Genomic DNA, 15,514 nt, shown 5'->3' on the forward strand with positions numbered 1-15,514 from the left:
AGTATGATAATTCCTGTAGCTTTAAAACCACTTACTTGGCAGGCCGACTTCACCGACGGTTGCGAGGTAGATGGGGCTAACATGATTTGGAGGTGAAACAGGATGGCTATTACTCAAGAGCGTAAAACTCAATTAATTAATGAGTTCAAAACACACGAATCTGATACTGGATCTCCAGAAGTTCAGATCGCTGTCCTAACAGAATCAATTAACAACTTGAACGAGCATTTACGTACTCATAAGAAAGATCACCACTCACGTCGCGGTCTTTTGAAAATGGTAGGTAGACGTCGTAATCTTCTTACGTATCTACGTAATAAAGACGTAACTCGTTACCGTGAGTTAATTAACAAACTAGGCTTACGTCGATAATCGTAAAAAGCGGGAGGATTCCCGCTTTTTTATCGTATAATCACTAATATTTTATGGTTAAAATGTTGAAAGAATGGCAAAAACCCTTCTACATACAGCTTTCACATTGATATGTGAAAATCATTTTGTTCATAATAAGAAATAACCTAAAAACTTTACGACAAGAGAGGAGTTTATCTCAGAATGGGACAAGAGAAACAAGTCTTCACCATAGACTGGGCTGGACGTCAACTGACAGTTGAAACTGGCCAGCTTGCAAAGCAAGCAAACGGAGCGGTTCTCGTACGCTACGGAGATACGGCTGTGCTTAGCTCAGCAACAGCTTCTAAAGAACCAAAACCACTTGATTTTTTCCCGCTCACTGTAAACTACGAAGAAAGATTATATGCAGTTGGTAAAATTCCTGGTGGTTTCATTAAAAGAGAAGGCCGCCCAAGTGAAAAAGCAATCCTTGCGAGCCGCTTAATTGACAGACCGATCCGTCCACTATTTGCAGATGGATTTAGAAATGAAGTACAAGTCATTAGTATTGTCATGAGTGTGGATCAAGATTGTTCATCTGAAATGGCTGCAATGTTTGGCTCATCTTTAGCTTTATGTGTGTCTGACATTCCATTTGAGGGACCAATCGCTGGCGTGACAGTAGGACGAGTAGATGGAAAACTCATCATCAACCCAAATGTTGAGCAGCTTGAACAAAGTGATATCAACCTTGTTGTAGCTGGAACAAAAGATGCAATCAACATGGTAGAGGCTGGTGCTGATGAAGTACCAGAAGAAACAATGCTTGAAGCCATCATGTACGGCCATCAAGAGATCAAACGCTTAATCGAATTCCAAGAAGAAATTGTGAAAGCTGTCGGTAAAGAAAAAATCGATATTCCTTTATATGAAGTTGATCAAGCATTAGCAGAGGAAGTAAAACAACTTGCTGAAGCGGATCTACTGAAAGCGATTCAAGTACATGAGAAGCATGCTCGTGAAGATGCCATCAGTGCTGTGAAAAAAGCTGTTGTTCAAAAATTTGAAGAAGAAGAGCGTGACGAAGCAACGATTAAACAAGCGAAGGATGTCTTAAATAAGCTTGTGAAAAACGAAGTTCGCCGCCTTATTACTGAAGAGAAAGTACGTCCAGATGGACGCGGCGTCGATCAAATCCGTCCACTTTCTTCAGAAGTAGGACTTCTTCCAAGAACGCACGGTTCAGGATTGTTTACAAGAGGCCAAACACAGGCACTCAGTATTTGTACATTAGGTGCACTTGGTGATGTACAGATTCTTGATGGTCTTGGTGTTGAAGAGTCTAAGCGATTCATGCACCATTATAACTTCCCGCAATTCAGTGTTGGTGAGACCGGCCCAATGCGTGGTCCAGGCCGTCGTGAGATTGGACATGGTGCGCTAGGCGAACGTGCATTAGAGCCAGTCATTCCATCTGAAAAAGATTTCCCTTATACGGTTCGCCTTGTGTCTGAGGTGTTAGAATCAAACGGTTCTACTTCACAAGCAAGTATTTGTGCGAGCACACTTGCGATGATGGATGCAGGTGTTCCAATTAAAGCACCAGTTGCAGGGATTGCAATGGGACTTGTTAAATCTGGTGAATACTACACAGTGCTGACAGACATTCAAGGAATGGAAGATGCACTTGGAGATATGGACTTTAAAGTAGCAGGTACATCTAAAGGTGTAACAGCGCTTCAAATGGACATCAAAATCGATGGTCTATCAAAAGACATTTTAGAAGAAGCACTTCAACAAGCGAAAAAAGGAAGAATGGAAATTTTAGATAGCATGCTGTCAACGATTCCAGCTTCTAGAGGAGAATTGTCACGTTATGCACCAAAAATCTTAACGATGACAATCAATCCAGATAAAATTCGCGATGTCATTGGACCAAGCGGTAAACAAATCAATAAAATCATTGAAGATACCGGTGTGAAAATTGATATTGAACAAGACGGTACAATCTTTATCTCTTCTACTGAAGAAGACATGAACCAAAAAGCGAAGAAAATCATTGAAGATCTTGTCAGAGAAGTTGAAGTTGGCCAACTTTACCTAGGTAAAGTAAAACGAATTGAAAAATTCGGTGCCTTCCTTGAAATCTTCAGCGGCAAAGATGGACTTGTTCATATTTCTGAGCTTGCACTTGAACGTGTTGGCAAAGTAGAAGATGTCGTGAAGATTGGTGACGAGCTACTCGTCAAAGTCACTGAGATCGATAAACAAGGCCGTGTAAACCTTTCTCGTAAAGCTGTTTTACGTGAAGAAAAGGAAAAAGAAGAAAAGCAGTCTTAATGAGAACAAATAAAATGTGTTAGAAGCCAGGTATCCGTGCCAGGCTTCTTTCTTTTCTTGCGCGTAACAATAGTTCTAGCTTGTTTCTCCCCATCATAATTTGTGGTAAAGGGGAGGGACAACCATTGAAAAAAACGATACCATTCTTTGTGTTTGTATTTTTACTGCTCGTGTCATATCAAACGATGAAGCAGCCGGCTGCTGTTACATATATGAATTCAATGAAAGAGCACGCCGAGGTAGCATCTGTTTCAAAAGATATTCTGTATCAAGAGATCGAATCGAAGTCTTCTGACTATGAAGAGAAGCCGCAAAATGCTAAGATTGATAAAGTGTGGAAAAAGATGCCTGGTTTAAATGGACAGACAGTCGATATCGATGCTTCTTACGAAAAAATGAAAAAACAGGGCTCTTTCGATGAAAAGCTGCTTGTTTTTAAAGAAACAAAACCATCTGTCCATTTACATGAACTTGGTGCTGAACCTATCTATAAGGGACATCCAGACAAAAAGATGAATGCATTCCTGATCAATGTAGCTTGGGGCGACGAGCATTTAACAAAGATGTTGAATACACTAGAAAAGCATCAAGTGAAGGCAACCTTTTTCTTAGAAGGCAAATGGGTGAAAAACAGTCCAGACCTTGCTAAAAAAATCGTGGCAGATGGTCATGAAATTGGAAATCATTCATACAATCACCCGGATATGCGCACACTGACAAGAGAACGAGCATTAGAGCAGATGATTAAAACAAATCGCCAAATTGAAGAATCCCTTGGGAAAAAACCGATATGGTTTGCGCCTCCAAGTGGCAGCTTTAAAGAAGAAACAGTAAAGCTTGCGAAACAAGAAGGAATGGAAACCATTATGTGGACAGTAGACACGATCGACTGGCAAAAACCATCACCAGCTGTATTACAAAAACGAGTGCTTGGGAAAATTCACAATGGGGCGATGATATTAATGCATCCAACAGACGCAACAGCGAGAAGTCTTGACGCACTTATCACTCAAATCAAAGAAAGAGGATATGAATTAGGAACGGTTTCTGACCTCCTAAGTGAAAAAAGACACCCGTGATGCGATCTGTTTGTTGAATAGGAGGAGCAAAACTTGGTCAAAACGTATACATGCCAAAACGGAGTAAGAATTGTACTTGAAAACAATCCCACTGTAAGGTCTGTCGCAATTGGCGTCTGGATTGGAACAGGTTCTAGACATGAGACACCAGAAGTAAATGGGATCTCACACTTTTTAGAGCATATGTTCTTTAAAGGAACAAAGACGAGATCTGCACGTGATATCGCAGAATCCTTTGACCGCATTGGTGGTCAAGTGAATGCCTTTACGTCAAAAGAATATACTTGCTATTATGCAAAGGTACTTGATTCACATGCTGGCTATGCCCTCGATGTGTTGAGTGACATGTTTTTCAACTCTGCTTTTGACGAAGAAGAGCTGAAGAAAGAAAAAAATGTGGTCTATGAAGAAATTAAAATGTATGAAGATACTCCTGATGACATCGTTCATGATTTGTTAAGCAAAGCTATTTACGGTGATCATTCATTAGGTTATCCGATTTTAGGGACAGAGGAAACACTCTCTACTTTTAACGGTGATTCCCTTCGAAAATATATGGACGAATTCTATACGCCGGATCGCGTCGTCATCTCTGTTGCAGGGAACGTCGATGACACCTTCATTCGTGAGGTCGAAACATTATTTGGCTCGTATGAAGGAAAGGGGAAAAAGCAGCCTGTCGAAGCCCCGCAATTCCACTATGACAAACTGACACGCAAAAAGGAAACAGAGCAGGCGCATCTTTGCATGGGCTTTAACGGACTTCCTGCTGGAGATCAGGGCATCTATGACTTAATCGTCTTAAATAATGTTCTAGGCGGTAGCATGAGCAGCCGGTTGTTCCAAGACGTAAGAGAAGATAAAGGACTTGCGTATTCTGTATTCAGCTATCATAGTTCATTTGCAGATAACGGAATGCTGACGATCTATGGTGGAACTGGAGCGAAACAGCTGAATCTGCTATCTGAAACCATCTTACAAACATTAGACGTCTTAAAACGTGAGGGAATTACGCAGAAAGAACTTGAAAACTCTAAGGAGCAAATGAAAGGCAACCTCATGCTTAGTCTTGAAAGCACAAACAGCAAGATGAGCCGAAATGGTAAAAATGAATTACTCCTTGGCAAACATCGTACGCTTGATGAAATTATTGATGAAATCAATCGCGTCTCATTAGACGGCGTGAACAATTTATCGAAAAGAATCTTTACAGAAGATTATGCCCTCTCGCTTATTAGTCCAACGGGTGATGTACCTTCTGCTTAATCAAAAAAAGGCATGTCTTTTAAAAGAGATGCCTTTTTTTCATGTCTAAAGATTAATCAGCTAACTTGTTTTGCAGCTGATGAACAATTTTATTGATTGTCGAAAAGTGCTCGGTCAATAGTTCCTCATCTGCAAATTGAATATCAAAAACCTCTTCTAATTCCAAAATGAGTGAAACTGCTTTAATTGAATCGAGACCGTGATTTGTTAACTCTTCATCTGCACCAATAGAAATCTTGCTATCATCGTCCAAAGAACGCAGGACCAAATCCTTTACTTGACTTGATAGTGAAAGGGCATCCGTCGTTTCATTCATCTGCAACGCTCCTCTTTACAAATTTTCTATTCTTTACATAAATTAACTATATTAGAATGGAAAAACATTGTAAAGCAGTTTCGATATAAATAGGAATTGTTGATCATTCTCTTCAAATGAAAAATTTGGTAGAGTGAGAAGAAAAGAGACTGGGAAGGATGGATCAATCCATGAATAAAACAGACCTTGTGCAGCACATTCCCTTATTAAAAAAAGCGATCTCCACAGACCAGATTGATAAAGGCTATTCTCGAGATGAAAAATGGATCGTGACGATGTCATCAGGTGAAAAGTATGTCCTTCGAATCACAGATCAAGACCAATATGACAAAATAAAGACGCAATTTGAGCTCCTTTCCCAATTAAGACGTCACGGTGTTCAGTGTGCTGATCCAGTGAAAATGGGTGTTCTAGATGAAACACAGCAAGTGTACTATATTTTATCGTTTGTAGAAGGTCAAGAAGCAAAAGAAATCATGAGTCAGTTAACAGAAGAACAGCAGTATGCGATCGGGGTAAGTGCAGGACGGGATTTACGAAACATGCATACATATCCAGCGCCATCACATATCGAACCTTGGGAAGAGCGTGTTGTGAAAAAGCATCATCGATATTTAACTGCTTATCGGGAAAGCGGTATCTCCATAGAAGGGGATGAAAAAGTTGCGCAGTTTATCGCACAGCACATCGATAAGGTGAAGGGAAGGCCTAACCAATTTCAGCACGATGACTTTCATTTAGGGAATATTATTATAAAGAATGATAAATATGCAGGCGTTATTGATTTTAATAATTTTGATTGGGGAGACCCCATTCATGATTTTTATAAAGTAGCTCTTTTCAGTAGAGAAACAAGTGAAGCCTTTGCGGCTGGTCAAATCAATGGGTATTTTGATGGTGAAATACCAGCTGATTTTTGGCAGCTTTACTCTGTATATGTCGCAATGAGCATCTTTTCATCGATTATGTGGGTCATTAAATTTGATCCAGGTCAAATGGATGAGATGATTGAAAGACTAGAAAATGTATTAAAAGATCATGATTATTTTCGTCAAATAGAACCTCATTGGTATACGCGTATCACTAGATAACAGTGAAATATAGGACGATTAGGCGGTGATGGAAGTCACTGCCTTTTCTGTTATAATGATACAAATTACACATTGTCATGAGTAGAAACATTTTATATAATCCAAACAAGGATCGAAAAAGTTGTAAAAAAATTCCGTTTTTTGTTGAAAAAGAGCAAAAGGCTGGTGATGGATTGAAACAAATCGACAAAGATTCAAAGCAGTTATGGCGTGTATATTTATGGACACTCTCATTTTTAAAGCCTTATACAGGTAAAGTGATTCTAGTCATTATGAGTGGATTCGTTATTACCTTGAGCGAACTCATTATACCTAAATTTATTCAATATTTTATTGAAACGATTTTGCCAGCAAAAGACTTTTCTAAAATGAATGGATTATTGTTAGGCCTGACTGGCTTGATAGCACTTGGTATTATACTGACAGCTGCACGAAATTTATGGCAAAGAAAATTAATCGAACAAGCCTCAAGAGATTCACAATTTGCTGCCTTCCAGCAAATCCGTCAACTCGGTTTCTCATACTACGAACAACATTCTGTTAGTGAAACACTCTCCTTTGTTAACACACAAACACGAGCTGTACAAGAAATTTACAGACGCTACTTCCCACAATTTATCAATCAGACACTATTTATCGCCATCTCACTATACTTTATGATACAAATTTCTATCTTACTCACTCTCATCATCATTCCAAGTTTTATTCTCTACTATATCTTTGGACCTTGGCTTGAAAAAAAGGCAACGATCTACGGAAGACAAAGTGCAGAAGGTTTTCGCACGTTGCAAACAAAATTATACGAAAGTCTTGCTTCAATGGAAGAGCTTAGAATTTTAGGTTATATGAATTGGGACATGGAGCGGATTCAAAAACTGCATGAACAGGTCCGCCAAGATCATGAAAAAAATGTTTTTTTCGCTTACTTACGAGGAAGCAACCGCAGGCTCACTTATTATATTGGTGCTCTAGCTACATTTGCTCTCGGCATCTACCTTGTAAATAATGGCCAGCTGACGACAGGCGGTTTTGTGGCATATATACTATATTATTTTTCAGCAATGCATATTCTTACTTCTATTGTCACACTTCTAACAGAACAACGAATCTTAACCTTTCAAATTGAACCTTTATATCATTTTATGAAAAAAACACCCGATATTAGAGAGCCTCGTCACCCAATACTACTTGATCAAGTCGAAGGCGATATCGTGTTTCATGACGTTGATTTTCATTATCCCAATCATCCTCCTTTATTAAAGGGGATGAATCTACATATTCGGCGTGGTGAAAAAGTGGCGCTTGTCGGTACGAGCGGTGGAGGGAAAACATCGCTACTTAAATTAATTGGACGCTTTTATGACCCCTCATCTGGGATGATTACACTTGATGGAGTTGATTTGCGCTGTTTATCTACTAGTCAAATAAGAGGTGCGATGGGGTTTGTTTTTCAAGAAACGTTTTTATTTAATATGAGTGTAAAGGACAATATTCGTTTTGGAGATACAAGTCTTTCAGATCAACAGATCATTGAAGCCGCTAAAAAAGCTGATTGCGACTCATTTATAAGAGAACTAGAAAACGGATACGACACCATACTTGGGGAAAGAGGATTAAAACTATCTGGTGGTCAAAAGCAAAAGATCGCCATTGCCCGGCTATTTGCTAAAAATCCAAGTGTTGTATTACTCGATGAAGCAACAGCATCTCTTGACAGTGTCAGCGAGCAAAAAGTCCAGCAGGCATTACATCAAACATTTAAGGAATCTACTGTTATTGCAGTCGCTCATCGTTTATCTACTGTAAGACATTTTGACAGAATTATTTTGATAGAAGACGGTCGTATGTTAGAAACTGGACATTTTAATGAATTGATGAGAAAAAAGGGACATTTTTATCAATTGGCGTCTGACCGCTCAGAAAAGGAGGCAGGTGTAACATGAGGAAAAATTGGCTGTTTCTTTTGATCACAAAGCAAAAATGGATGCTCATCCTCGCTCTTTTACTCGTTTTGATTGAAGCAGCAGCTAATTTAGCCATGATTGGGCTGCAAAAGTGGCTCATTGACGATGTCCTTTTGAATAGCGGCAATCAACATTTCCCCCATATCTTGATGCTGTTTGCCATCATTTTTCTTGTCTATGTTGTCATGTTTGTCGCCAGCCCATATGTGATGCACAAAAACTACCTTACCATCCACCATTCATTACAGAAAATGATGTTAGATCAGCTTCAGCAAGTATCGATGAGATCATATAAAATTCATCCAGTTAGTTATTATCTACACAAGCTTAACCAAGATGTAAAGGCAGTCGCTGTCACAGCTGCTTTACATATACCGAAGATTGTACAAACCATTTTTATGGCCGTTGTTTTATCGATCATTTTACTATATGTGAGTCCTGTATTATTTTTCTTGCTTCTTTTTGCAAGTACGTGTTATTTCATTGTCGGTAAAAAAATGGCGAAAACGGCAACAAACATCGCAAAAGAAGTGCAAGAGAGAAAGTCGGATCTATTCGTGCATGTCGAAGAAGGAATTTCTTCTACAAGAGAAGTGGTTGCATTTGATCGACGTAAATGGGAAATCGGTTTGTATGAAAAGCTATTTAACAACATGATGGATCGTGTCATAAAAGAAGGTAAGTTTCAAAATAAGCTTCTATTTTTAACAGAACCATTGAAATGGTTTGGAATACTATCTGTGCTTGTGTTTGGCACATATCAAGTAGCAGCAGGAAACATGTCAATCGGCTTGTTTGTCGTCATTTACCAATATGCTTCTCAATTAATGAAAAGTTATCAGGAGTTATTCCAGTATGTATTTGAATTTTTCCAGCAGCGTGCATCTGTTCATCGAATTGCAGAAGTACTGCAAATAGAAAACGAAGAAAAAGGAACGAAACGAATACATTCTGTGGAAGATGTGGTGTTTGAAGATGTTTGTTTTTCTTATGAACAAACATCTAAAGGGGCTTTAAACGACTTGAATCTTCATATTCAAAAAGGAAAAAAAGTGGCCATTGTTGGAGCGAGTGGCAGCGGGAAATCGACTATCTCAAAGCTGGCACTGGGACTTTATCAACCGGATAGCGGAAACGTTTTAGTAAATGGCGTTGAACGATCAGAGATAGAGCCATCTCACTTCTTAAAACGAGTAGCCGTTGTCCCGCAAGAACCCTATTTCTTCCCAGACACCATACGCCTCAATCTCATCATGGGGTTAACTGATATTACTGAAGAACAACTTGAACAGGTTTGTGAGATTGCACAAATTCTTCCCTTCATTAAAGGACTTGAAAAAGGATTTGATACAGTCATTGGAGAGAGGGGAATCTCCTTGTCAGGGGGACAACGACAGCGTTTAGCTATCGCTAGAGCGCTTTTAAAACAGGCTGATTTTCTGATATTGGATGAGGCGACATCGGCCCTTGACCGGCAGACAGAAAGGCAGGTTCAAAAAGGGATAGACGATACAAAAGGAGGAAGCACATTGCTTGTGATTGCACACAGATTATCGACCATACAAAATGCAGATATGATCTATGTACTTGAAGACGGTGCCGTTCAAAGCTGCGGTACTCATGAGGAGCTGATGGAAGCCTCCTCGCACTACCGCTCTTTATTTATGGCGCAGGTCATCACAGCGTCTTAGTCAGTTTGGTTTTGACCAAAGTAAAAAGTCGATCTAAGGTGCGGAAGTGGTCAGGGTGTAATTCTTCGTCTTCAAACGCAATGTGAAAGGTATCCTCTAATGAAATAACAAAAGAGACAATTTGGACAGAATTTAATCCTAAAGCTTTTAAACTATCATCAAGGCCTGGCTGCTCAGTGAGCGACAACTTATTCATCACAAGTTGGACAATTTTTTCTTCAACTTCTGTTCGTGTCAGTTCATTCATGTCGTGGCTCCTTTCTAAAAGATTAATATGTGTTATATTTTGGTGGATTAAGGAGAAAATTGCAATTGTTTTTATCAATCTATCATAAGGGGTGGCATTCATTGTCATATGTAAGCTATCAAAAAAATAATGTTCGTGTGGTATTAGGGGCAGATGAATCAGTTCAGAATTTAGTCATCAGTAAAGTACATCCCTATGTTGAGTGCAGCAAAATAACAGACAGACTTGAAGGAGACGTTTGGACGATTTTAACCAGCAAATATGCACAAGACATTCAAACAGAAGTGCCACTTGAAGAAGTCTTTTATCAAACCAAGATGGAACCTCGCTGCCGCTACCTGTATCACGGAGAGAAGAAAGTCGTTGTAATAGATGAACCAAAAGATGTCAGATGGACAGCACAACACGCACTGCGATTAATAAGAGTACTGCTTCGCCTTTTGTGTTATCAGGATGGACTTGTTTATTTGCATGGCGGCATGATGGAGATGAATCAAAAAGGGATTGCACTAGTAGGCGGATCAAGAGCGGGCAAAACATCCACCATTTTATCCTTGTTATCCTTAACCGATGCAACGTACATCACAAACGATGATATAGGGATTTCATATACGAACAACGAGTACAAAGGAACTGGTTGGCCGAGATCTATGAGTATTCGGAAAGATTCTTTTGAAGCCATTGAAAAGTTTGATACACCATATAGGCTTCAAACATCGAGTCACCCATTTAATGAAGATGATAAGAACTATCATTTCGTCTATCCGGAGGAATTAGAAAAATGGTTTTCACGTGAAGTCAAAACAATGGGGAAAATTGATGTCATGGTGTTTCCTGAGTTTTTACCTCATGGGCAAACGGGTGCCGCACTTTCGAAAATCAGTCCACATGAAGCAGCGGAACGTCTAAAGGAGCACGCAGTGATCAATCCTGGAAGACATAATGAATTTCTATTACCATATTTCACTTTACCGACACCCGAAGAGCTAGAACCATTTCTTAAACATCTAGCGGAAAAGATCCCTTGTTATTCATTAAAACAGGCATTTACTTCTTTAGAGAAAGGAACCTTTCTCATTCAAGAGCTTCTTGAACAATCCGATATGGTCGTGTAAGACGTTTTGGAGGTGAGTCATGGTTGAGCAGGAGTATAAATATTTGTTGTCACAAACAGATTTTCAACACATCTACAACATGTTAAGTCAAAATCATCAACCTACTTATTTAATGAACTTCAATTACTATTACGACACCTCAGATTTTTTATTAAAACGATATGGCTATACCGTACGGGTCCGTCAAACCAGCGGCAAACGAACACTTGAGATCAAATGTCCCAGTCAAACGTCTGGTTATAAAAGAGTAAGAGAAGAAAAGTCATTTCCTATTGAGGATCTACCGCAAAAACTAGATGTACAGAACATCGTAACGTCTTTACCTTTTACAATGACTGAACAGCCAGAGTTGTTAGGACTATTGGTTACTGAACGAACTACCTTTTATATCGAGACAGGCATCAAAGTGGATTTGGATCAAAGCAGCTATCTTGGCATCACAGATCATGAATTAGAAATTGAATATGACAGTGAAAAAGCATATGAGGCAGCTCAATGGTTTCATAGACTAACGGATGATTTGGACATACCAGTCAATCGAAAAGGGAAACGCTCTCGATTTATCACTAGATTTAAATCACTATACGGGAAGGAGTAATCCACATGCGGGCTGTTTTGGATCAATCCACTCTCTCAAATGAAGAGAGGCTACTATTACTTGGCTCACGTATTCAATTAAATGAAAAAGAAGAAGAGTTGATGAGAGATGTATTAAAAGACGGCATCGATGTACCTCAATTGATTGGACTTGCATCAAGACATAAGGTACTTCAACTGATGACGCCTCATTTGATTCGCCTTGATGATGAAAAAAAAATCACGACAACCTACAAATTTTTACTTCATTATCATTATATCGGGAATCGCCAAAAAAATATGGAGAGATTCAAGGAATTAAAGCGTCTTTTACAAACATTTCGAAAAGCAAAGCTGAAAGCAGTCCCTCTTAAAGGAGCCATTTTAACGCCTCTTGTTTACAAAGATTATGGACTCCGAATGATGTCAGACATTGATTTCTTAATTCATCCAGATGATCGAAAAAGAGCTTCTTCATTGCTCAAGGAGGAAGGGTTTATCATCGGGAAATATGACTGGGCAACCGATCAAGAAATACCGATTTCCCGAGAAGAAGAAATGATGTGGAGAATGAATGCCGGAAATCTTTATTCGCATATTAAACGGAGCGGAGAAGACTTTTTAAAGGTTCACCGTGTTGATTTCTCATACGATGTTGAGCTGAAAAAAAACTACGACGCGACAAATGCCTTGCTAGATGCTGCTAATGAAAAGTCATTTTTGCAAACGGATACTTATATGCTTGAACCTTTAGATTTTCTCATTCATCTTGCTTTCCATTTATACAAGGAAGCAACAAATGTACAGTATGTCTATTTACATGCAGATCTCAATTTGATTAAGTTTTGCGATGTAAGGGAGTACGTCAAGTTTGCTGAAGAGCAAAACCAACTTGATTGGCATGCTTTGCAAGCAAGAGCGAAGGAATTAGGGGCCGAGAAAGCACTTTTTTACACGTTTACGTTTGTAGATTTATTGTATCAAACGAACTATATCGATCAATTGCAGCAGTTAGACATGAGTGACCAATCGTTCTTAGAAGCCTATGGAGAAAATGATTTTGGTTCTTCGAAAATGTGGAAGAAATCTTTTGTTGAGCGTTTTTTCAGCTTGGATAATCGTGATGAGCTTGAAGAGGAGCCTGTCGTACAGCTGTTCCCTGAAAGGCAGTAGCAAAATGAAGAGGAGGATTCTATATGGAGATAAAAGCGCTTTTTGAAAAGCCAAAGAACGATTTTCCTTATGAAAAATCATTTGTGTTTGCAGGTATTCATTTTCACATTTTATCAACCGAATCGCTGGCAATTGAAGATATCGAACATTATATCCCGAAAGAACCAGACAGCCATGTGGGGGATATGCCTTCACAGATTGATATACGGTTCATCATTGATCCTGAGTTTGAACAGTCCGTTCGCAATGCGTGCTTTCAAAAGGGTGAAACGATTACAGCAAAAAGGAAGTTTACTTACAAACGATTGAAATTAGACGATCAAGTATTGTTTGCCTCGCATGAAGGTGACGAGCCGCACAGTGTGGCGGTCTTTAAAGGGCGTTATGCTGTGATTGGAAAAAACAATAATGAATCTGCGATACGCTGTCCACTGCGAATCGTTCGAGAAATTGCCCTTAGAACATTAGAAAACCAAGGTGGATGCTTTACGCATGCAGCGGCTGTCTCTTTTGAAGATGGCCAAAAAGGAGCGCTCATTATTGGCGATAAAGGTGCCGGGAAGTCAACCACTATGTGGCAGTTTTTGCATCATGGAGGAGCAGATTTCATCACAAACGATCGTTCCATTTCAGTGCTTGAAGATCAGGAACTTACTGTGTATGGATGGCCGATGTGCTTAGCACTTGGAGTAGGAACCGTCCAAGCCACAACAAATATACAGGAACTGAAAAACAAAAAATTCAGCCGGTCTCAAGATAAAAGAATATGGGATGAAACCATATCAACAGAGGAAGAGGCAAAAGAAAAATGGGCGAGCGGCTGTAAGTTTGAAATTACACCAAAAGAAGCTGCTGACATGACAGGAACAACGATTCGGAGCTCTACGAAAGTAAATATGGTGATTTTTCCTTCACTCAAAATAGGATCAGGTGAGATCAGGCTTGTACCAGTAAAAAAAGATGATCAGAGAGCAAAAGACATCATGGTCGCCAATATAAGAGAACCAGAAGATCCTGACTATTTAAAAGGCTGGCTCGGCCTTCGGCATGTGTCAGATACCTTTCTGGAACAAAAGGCATCTGAGCTGATCCATCATTTATTCAATATGCCATGTTTTTATTTAGAGGGTGATCCGAGGTATCTGCAGGACGCGATTCCAGATTTATTAAACAAAAAAGTGAGTTCCATTTAAAGAGACGATTGTCTAAACATTCGTTTGAGCCGGTCTTCACGCTTTTTCATCAGTTCGTGATCTGCTGGCAGCATGATTTGAAAGAGCATGTCGGCAATCGGCCGAGCGAGCCTTTCGTCAGAGTTTAAGAGAATGCAAACACCTAATTTACGCTTTGGAATGAAGCCAATATAGGAGGTGAAGCCTTTAATTTCTCCGCTATGTTCAGCTAAGGTGAATCCGTTAAAAGGTCTCAAAAACCATGAAAGACCAACACCTCTAGTGAAATCTTCTTCAACCATAACGGGGCTTTGCATTTCTTTTAGCGAATGCTGATGAAGCAGACGGTTTCCGTCGTATTGAGCTTGAATGAATCGAATCAAATCGTCTGCTGTAGAGAATAGTCCGCTTGAACCGTCCTCCCAAGATGGTGTTTCAGCACTTGGATAAGATATGCCGGAAAGACCAGAGGAAGAAAGGGTATACCCTTTGGCTGTCGATGCAGTTTCAATAAATCCAGTTTGCTGCAAATCGAGCGGTTCTAGTATGTGGGTATGCACTAATTCTCTAAATGGCTGTTGACTCACTTTTTCTAGTACTTTACTTAAGATTGAATAGCCAAGACTGGAATAATTGATGATAGACCAAGGCGGTGTAAAAATAGTCAGTATTTCCATGCACTGAGCTAATGTCATATCTCGCAGATGAGTTGCTTTATCGAGTGTTTTGGGCAGGCCTGAGATATGAGAGGCAATCATTCGAAAAGTGAGTGGAATTGGTTCAGATATGTGACTTTTTATGAAAGATAGTAAAGGTTCGTAAGTATGAATAGGCTCATCTAGTTGAATCAATCCTTCCTCTCGTATTTTCATCATGACCATTGCAGTAAAAGGCTTAGTCACAGAACCAATTCGAAAGGTTGTGTCTTTTGTAACAGGGGTGCCGCTTTCAATATCAGCTAGGCCCTCATGCCACGACCAAATGTGCTTATCTTCATGAGAAATACAAATAGAGCAGCCAGGAATTTGATGTTGATTCAATAACTTCTTAATATCAGTGGTTGTATCTTGCAAGCGTTGTAGGATCGATTCATTGATCAAAATAGACACCTCTTTCATACAGAATATATATATATTACCAAATGTTTCATG

At 39.5% G+C, this 15,514-nt stretch carries 14 protein-coding genes; 11 read left to right on the forward strand and 3 right to left on the reverse strand.

Going from position 1 to position 15,514, the window contains the following annotated elements:
* Positions 1 to 102: 102 nt before the first annotated feature.
* The 4 genes from rpsO to MHH31_RS08155 all read left to right on the forward strand — a co-directional run bounded on the left by rpsO (position 103) and on the right by MHH31_RS08155 (position 5,018).
* On the forward strand, positions 103 to 372 hold the full coding sequence (gene rpsO, locus MHH31_RS08140) for a 30S ribosomal protein S15 (RefSeq protein ID WP_008354438.1): 270 nt from the start codon (positions 103 to 105) through the stop codon (positions 370 to 372).
* A 183-nt stretch (positions 373 to 555) separates the two neighbouring features.
* Complete coding sequence (gene pnp, locus MHH31_RS08145) at positions 556 to 2,673, forward strand: polyribonucleotide nucleotidyltransferase (RefSeq protein ID WP_007499522.1); 2,118 nt, start codon at positions 556 to 558, stop codon at positions 2,671 to 2,673.
* 185 nt (positions 2,674 to 2,858) lie between these two features.
* Positions 2,859 to 3,752, forward strand: a complete 894-nt coding sequence (locus MHH31_RS08150) for a polysaccharide deacetylase family protein (RefSeq protein WP_223255630.1) — start codon at positions 2,859 to 2,861, stop codon at positions 3,750 to 3,752.
* 33 nt (positions 3,753 to 3,785) lie between these two features.
* Complete coding sequence (locus tag MHH31_RS08155) at positions 3,786 to 5,018, forward strand: pitrilysin family protein (RefSeq protein ID WP_041090488.1); 1,233 nt, start codon at positions 3,786 to 3,788, stop codon at positions 5,016 to 5,018.
* Between the two features lie 52 nt (positions 5,019 to 5,070).
* Here MHH31_RS08155 and MHH31_RS08160 read toward each other — a convergent pair whose 3' ends face one another.
* Positions 5,071 to 5,334 carry an acyl carrier protein gene (locus MHH31_RS08160; RefSeq protein WP_052463354.1) on the reverse strand — a complete coding sequence of 88 codons (264 nt, stop codon included), beginning with the start codon at positions 5,332 to 5,334 and terminating at the stop codon, positions 5,071 to 5,073.
* 170 nt (positions 5,335 to 5,504) lie between these two features.
* Between MHH31_RS08160 and MHH31_RS08165 the strand changes: the two genes are divergently transcribed.
* From MHH31_RS08165 to MHH31_RS08175, 3 genes are all read left to right on the forward strand, one after another.
* Entirely contained in the window at positions 5,505 to 6,425 is a 921-nt protein-coding gene (locus MHH31_RS08165; protein ID WP_342495433.1) for an aminoglycoside phosphotransferase family protein, read from the forward strand.
* 173 nt (positions 6,426 to 6,598) lie between these two features.
* Positions 6,599 to 8,368 (forward strand): ABC transporter ATP-binding protein, encoded by a 1,770-nt coding sequence (locus MHH31_RS08170; protein ID WP_342495434.1) that lies wholly within the window; start codon positions 6,599 to 6,601, stop codon positions 8,366 to 8,368.
* Positions 8,365 to 10,080, forward strand: a complete 1,716-nt coding sequence (locus tag MHH31_RS08175) for an ABC transporter ATP-binding protein (protein WP_342495435.1) — start codon at positions 8,365 to 8,367, stop codon at positions 10,078 to 10,080. The genes MHH31_RS08170 and MHH31_RS08175 overlap by 4 nt, the downstream gene beginning before the upstream one ends.
* On the opposite strand, the gene MHH31_RS08180 is transcribed toward MHH31_RS08175, so the two are convergent.
* Positions 10,067 to 10,327, reverse strand: a complete 261-nt coding sequence (locus tag MHH31_RS08180) for a phosphopantetheine-binding protein (RefSeq protein ID WP_041507289.1) — start codon at positions 10,325 to 10,327, stop codon at positions 10,067 to 10,069. The genes MHH31_RS08175 and MHH31_RS08180 overlap by 14 nt on opposite strands.
* Before the next feature lie 101 nt (positions 10,328 to 10,428).
* On the opposite strand from MHH31_RS08180, the gene MHH31_RS08185 reads away from it, so the two are divergent.
* Genes MHH31_RS08185 through MHH31_RS08200 form a run of 4 tightly spaced genes read left to right on the forward strand, consistent with a single transcriptional unit; the run spans position 10,429 to position 14,384 of the window.
* Positions 10,429 to 11,442, forward strand: a complete 1,014-nt coding sequence (locus MHH31_RS08185) for a hypothetical protein (RefSeq protein WP_342495436.1) — start codon at positions 10,429 to 10,431, stop codon at positions 11,440 to 11,442.
* Positions 11,443 to 11,461: 19 nt separating this feature from the next.
* Entirely contained in the window at positions 11,462 to 12,040 is a 579-nt protein-coding gene (locus tag MHH31_RS08190) for a CYTH domain-containing protein (protein WP_096881410.1), read from the forward strand.
* Between the two features lie 5 nt (positions 12,041 to 12,045).
* Positions 12,046 to 13,191: a nucleotidyltransferase family protein gene (locus MHH31_RS08195; RefSeq protein WP_259254251.1), complete on the forward strand. Its 1,146-nt coding sequence runs from the start codon at positions 12,046 to 12,048 to the stop codon at positions 13,189 to 13,191.
* A 23-nt stretch (positions 13,192 to 13,214) separates the two neighbouring features.
* Positions 13,215 to 14,384: a hypothetical protein gene (locus tag MHH31_RS08200; RefSeq protein WP_178930148.1), complete on the forward strand. Its 1,170-nt coding sequence runs from the start codon at positions 13,215 to 13,217 to the stop codon at positions 14,382 to 14,384.
* Here the strand turns inward: MHH31_RS08200 and MHH31_RS08205 are convergent.
* A complete protein-coding gene (locus tag MHH31_RS08205) occupies positions 14,381 to 15,463 on the reverse strand; it encodes a serine hydrolase domain-containing protein (protein ID WP_161565246.1) in 1,083 nt (360 codons plus the stop codon). The two genes, MHH31_RS08200 and MHH31_RS08205, sit on opposite strands and share 4 nt — an antisense overlap.
* Positions 15,464 to 15,514: the final 51 nt, after the last annotated feature.

The organism is Bacillus sp. FSL K6-1033, assembly GCF_038630765.1.
GTDB lineage: Bacteria > Bacillota > Bacilli > Bacillales > Bacillaceae > Bacillus > Bacillus altitudinis.

What these genes read in the sequence shown, in the direction of transcription:
- pnp (WP_007499522.1), top strand. Translation starts at nt 556, where the DNA reads ATGGGACAAGAGAAACAAGTCTTCACCATAGACTGGGCTGGACGTCAA.
- MHH31_RS08200 (WP_178930148.1), top strand. Translation starts at nt 13,215, where the DNA reads ATGGAGATAAAAGCGCTTTTTGAAAAGCCAAAGAACGATTTTCCTTAT.
- MHH31_RS08175 (WP_342495435.1), top strand. Translation starts at nt 8,365, where the DNA reads ATGAGGAAAAATTGGCTGTTTCTTTTGATCACAAAGCAAAAATGGATG.
- rpsO (WP_008354438.1), top strand. Translation starts at nt 103, where the DNA reads ATGGCTATTACTCAAGAGCGTAAAACTCAATTAATTAATGAGTTCAAA.
- MHH31_RS08165 (WP_342495433.1), top strand. Translation starts at nt 5,505, where the DNA reads ATGAATAAAACAGACCTTGTGCAGCACATTCCCTTATTAAAAAAAGCG.
- MHH31_RS08180 (WP_041507289.1), bottom strand. Translation starts at nt 10,327, where the DNA reads ATGAATGAACTGACACGAACAGAAGTTGAAGAAAAAATTGTCCAACTT.
- MHH31_RS08150 (WP_223255630.1), top strand. Translation starts at nt 2,859, where the DNA reads ATGAAGCAGCCGGCTGCTGTTACATATATGAATTCAATGAAAGAGCAC.
- MHH31_RS08190 (WP_096881410.1), top strand. Translation starts at nt 11,462, where the DNA reads ATGGTTGAGCAGGAGTATAAATATTTGTTGTCACAAACAGATTTTCAA.
- MHH31_RS08160 (WP_052463354.1), bottom strand. Translation starts at nt 5,334, where the DNA reads ATGAATGAAACGACGGATGCCCTTTCACTATCAAGTCAAGTAAAGGAT.
- MHH31_RS08195 (WP_259254251.1), top strand. Translation starts at nt 12,046, where the DNA reads ATGCGGGCTGTTTTGGATCAATCCACTCTCTCAAATGAAGAGAGGCTA.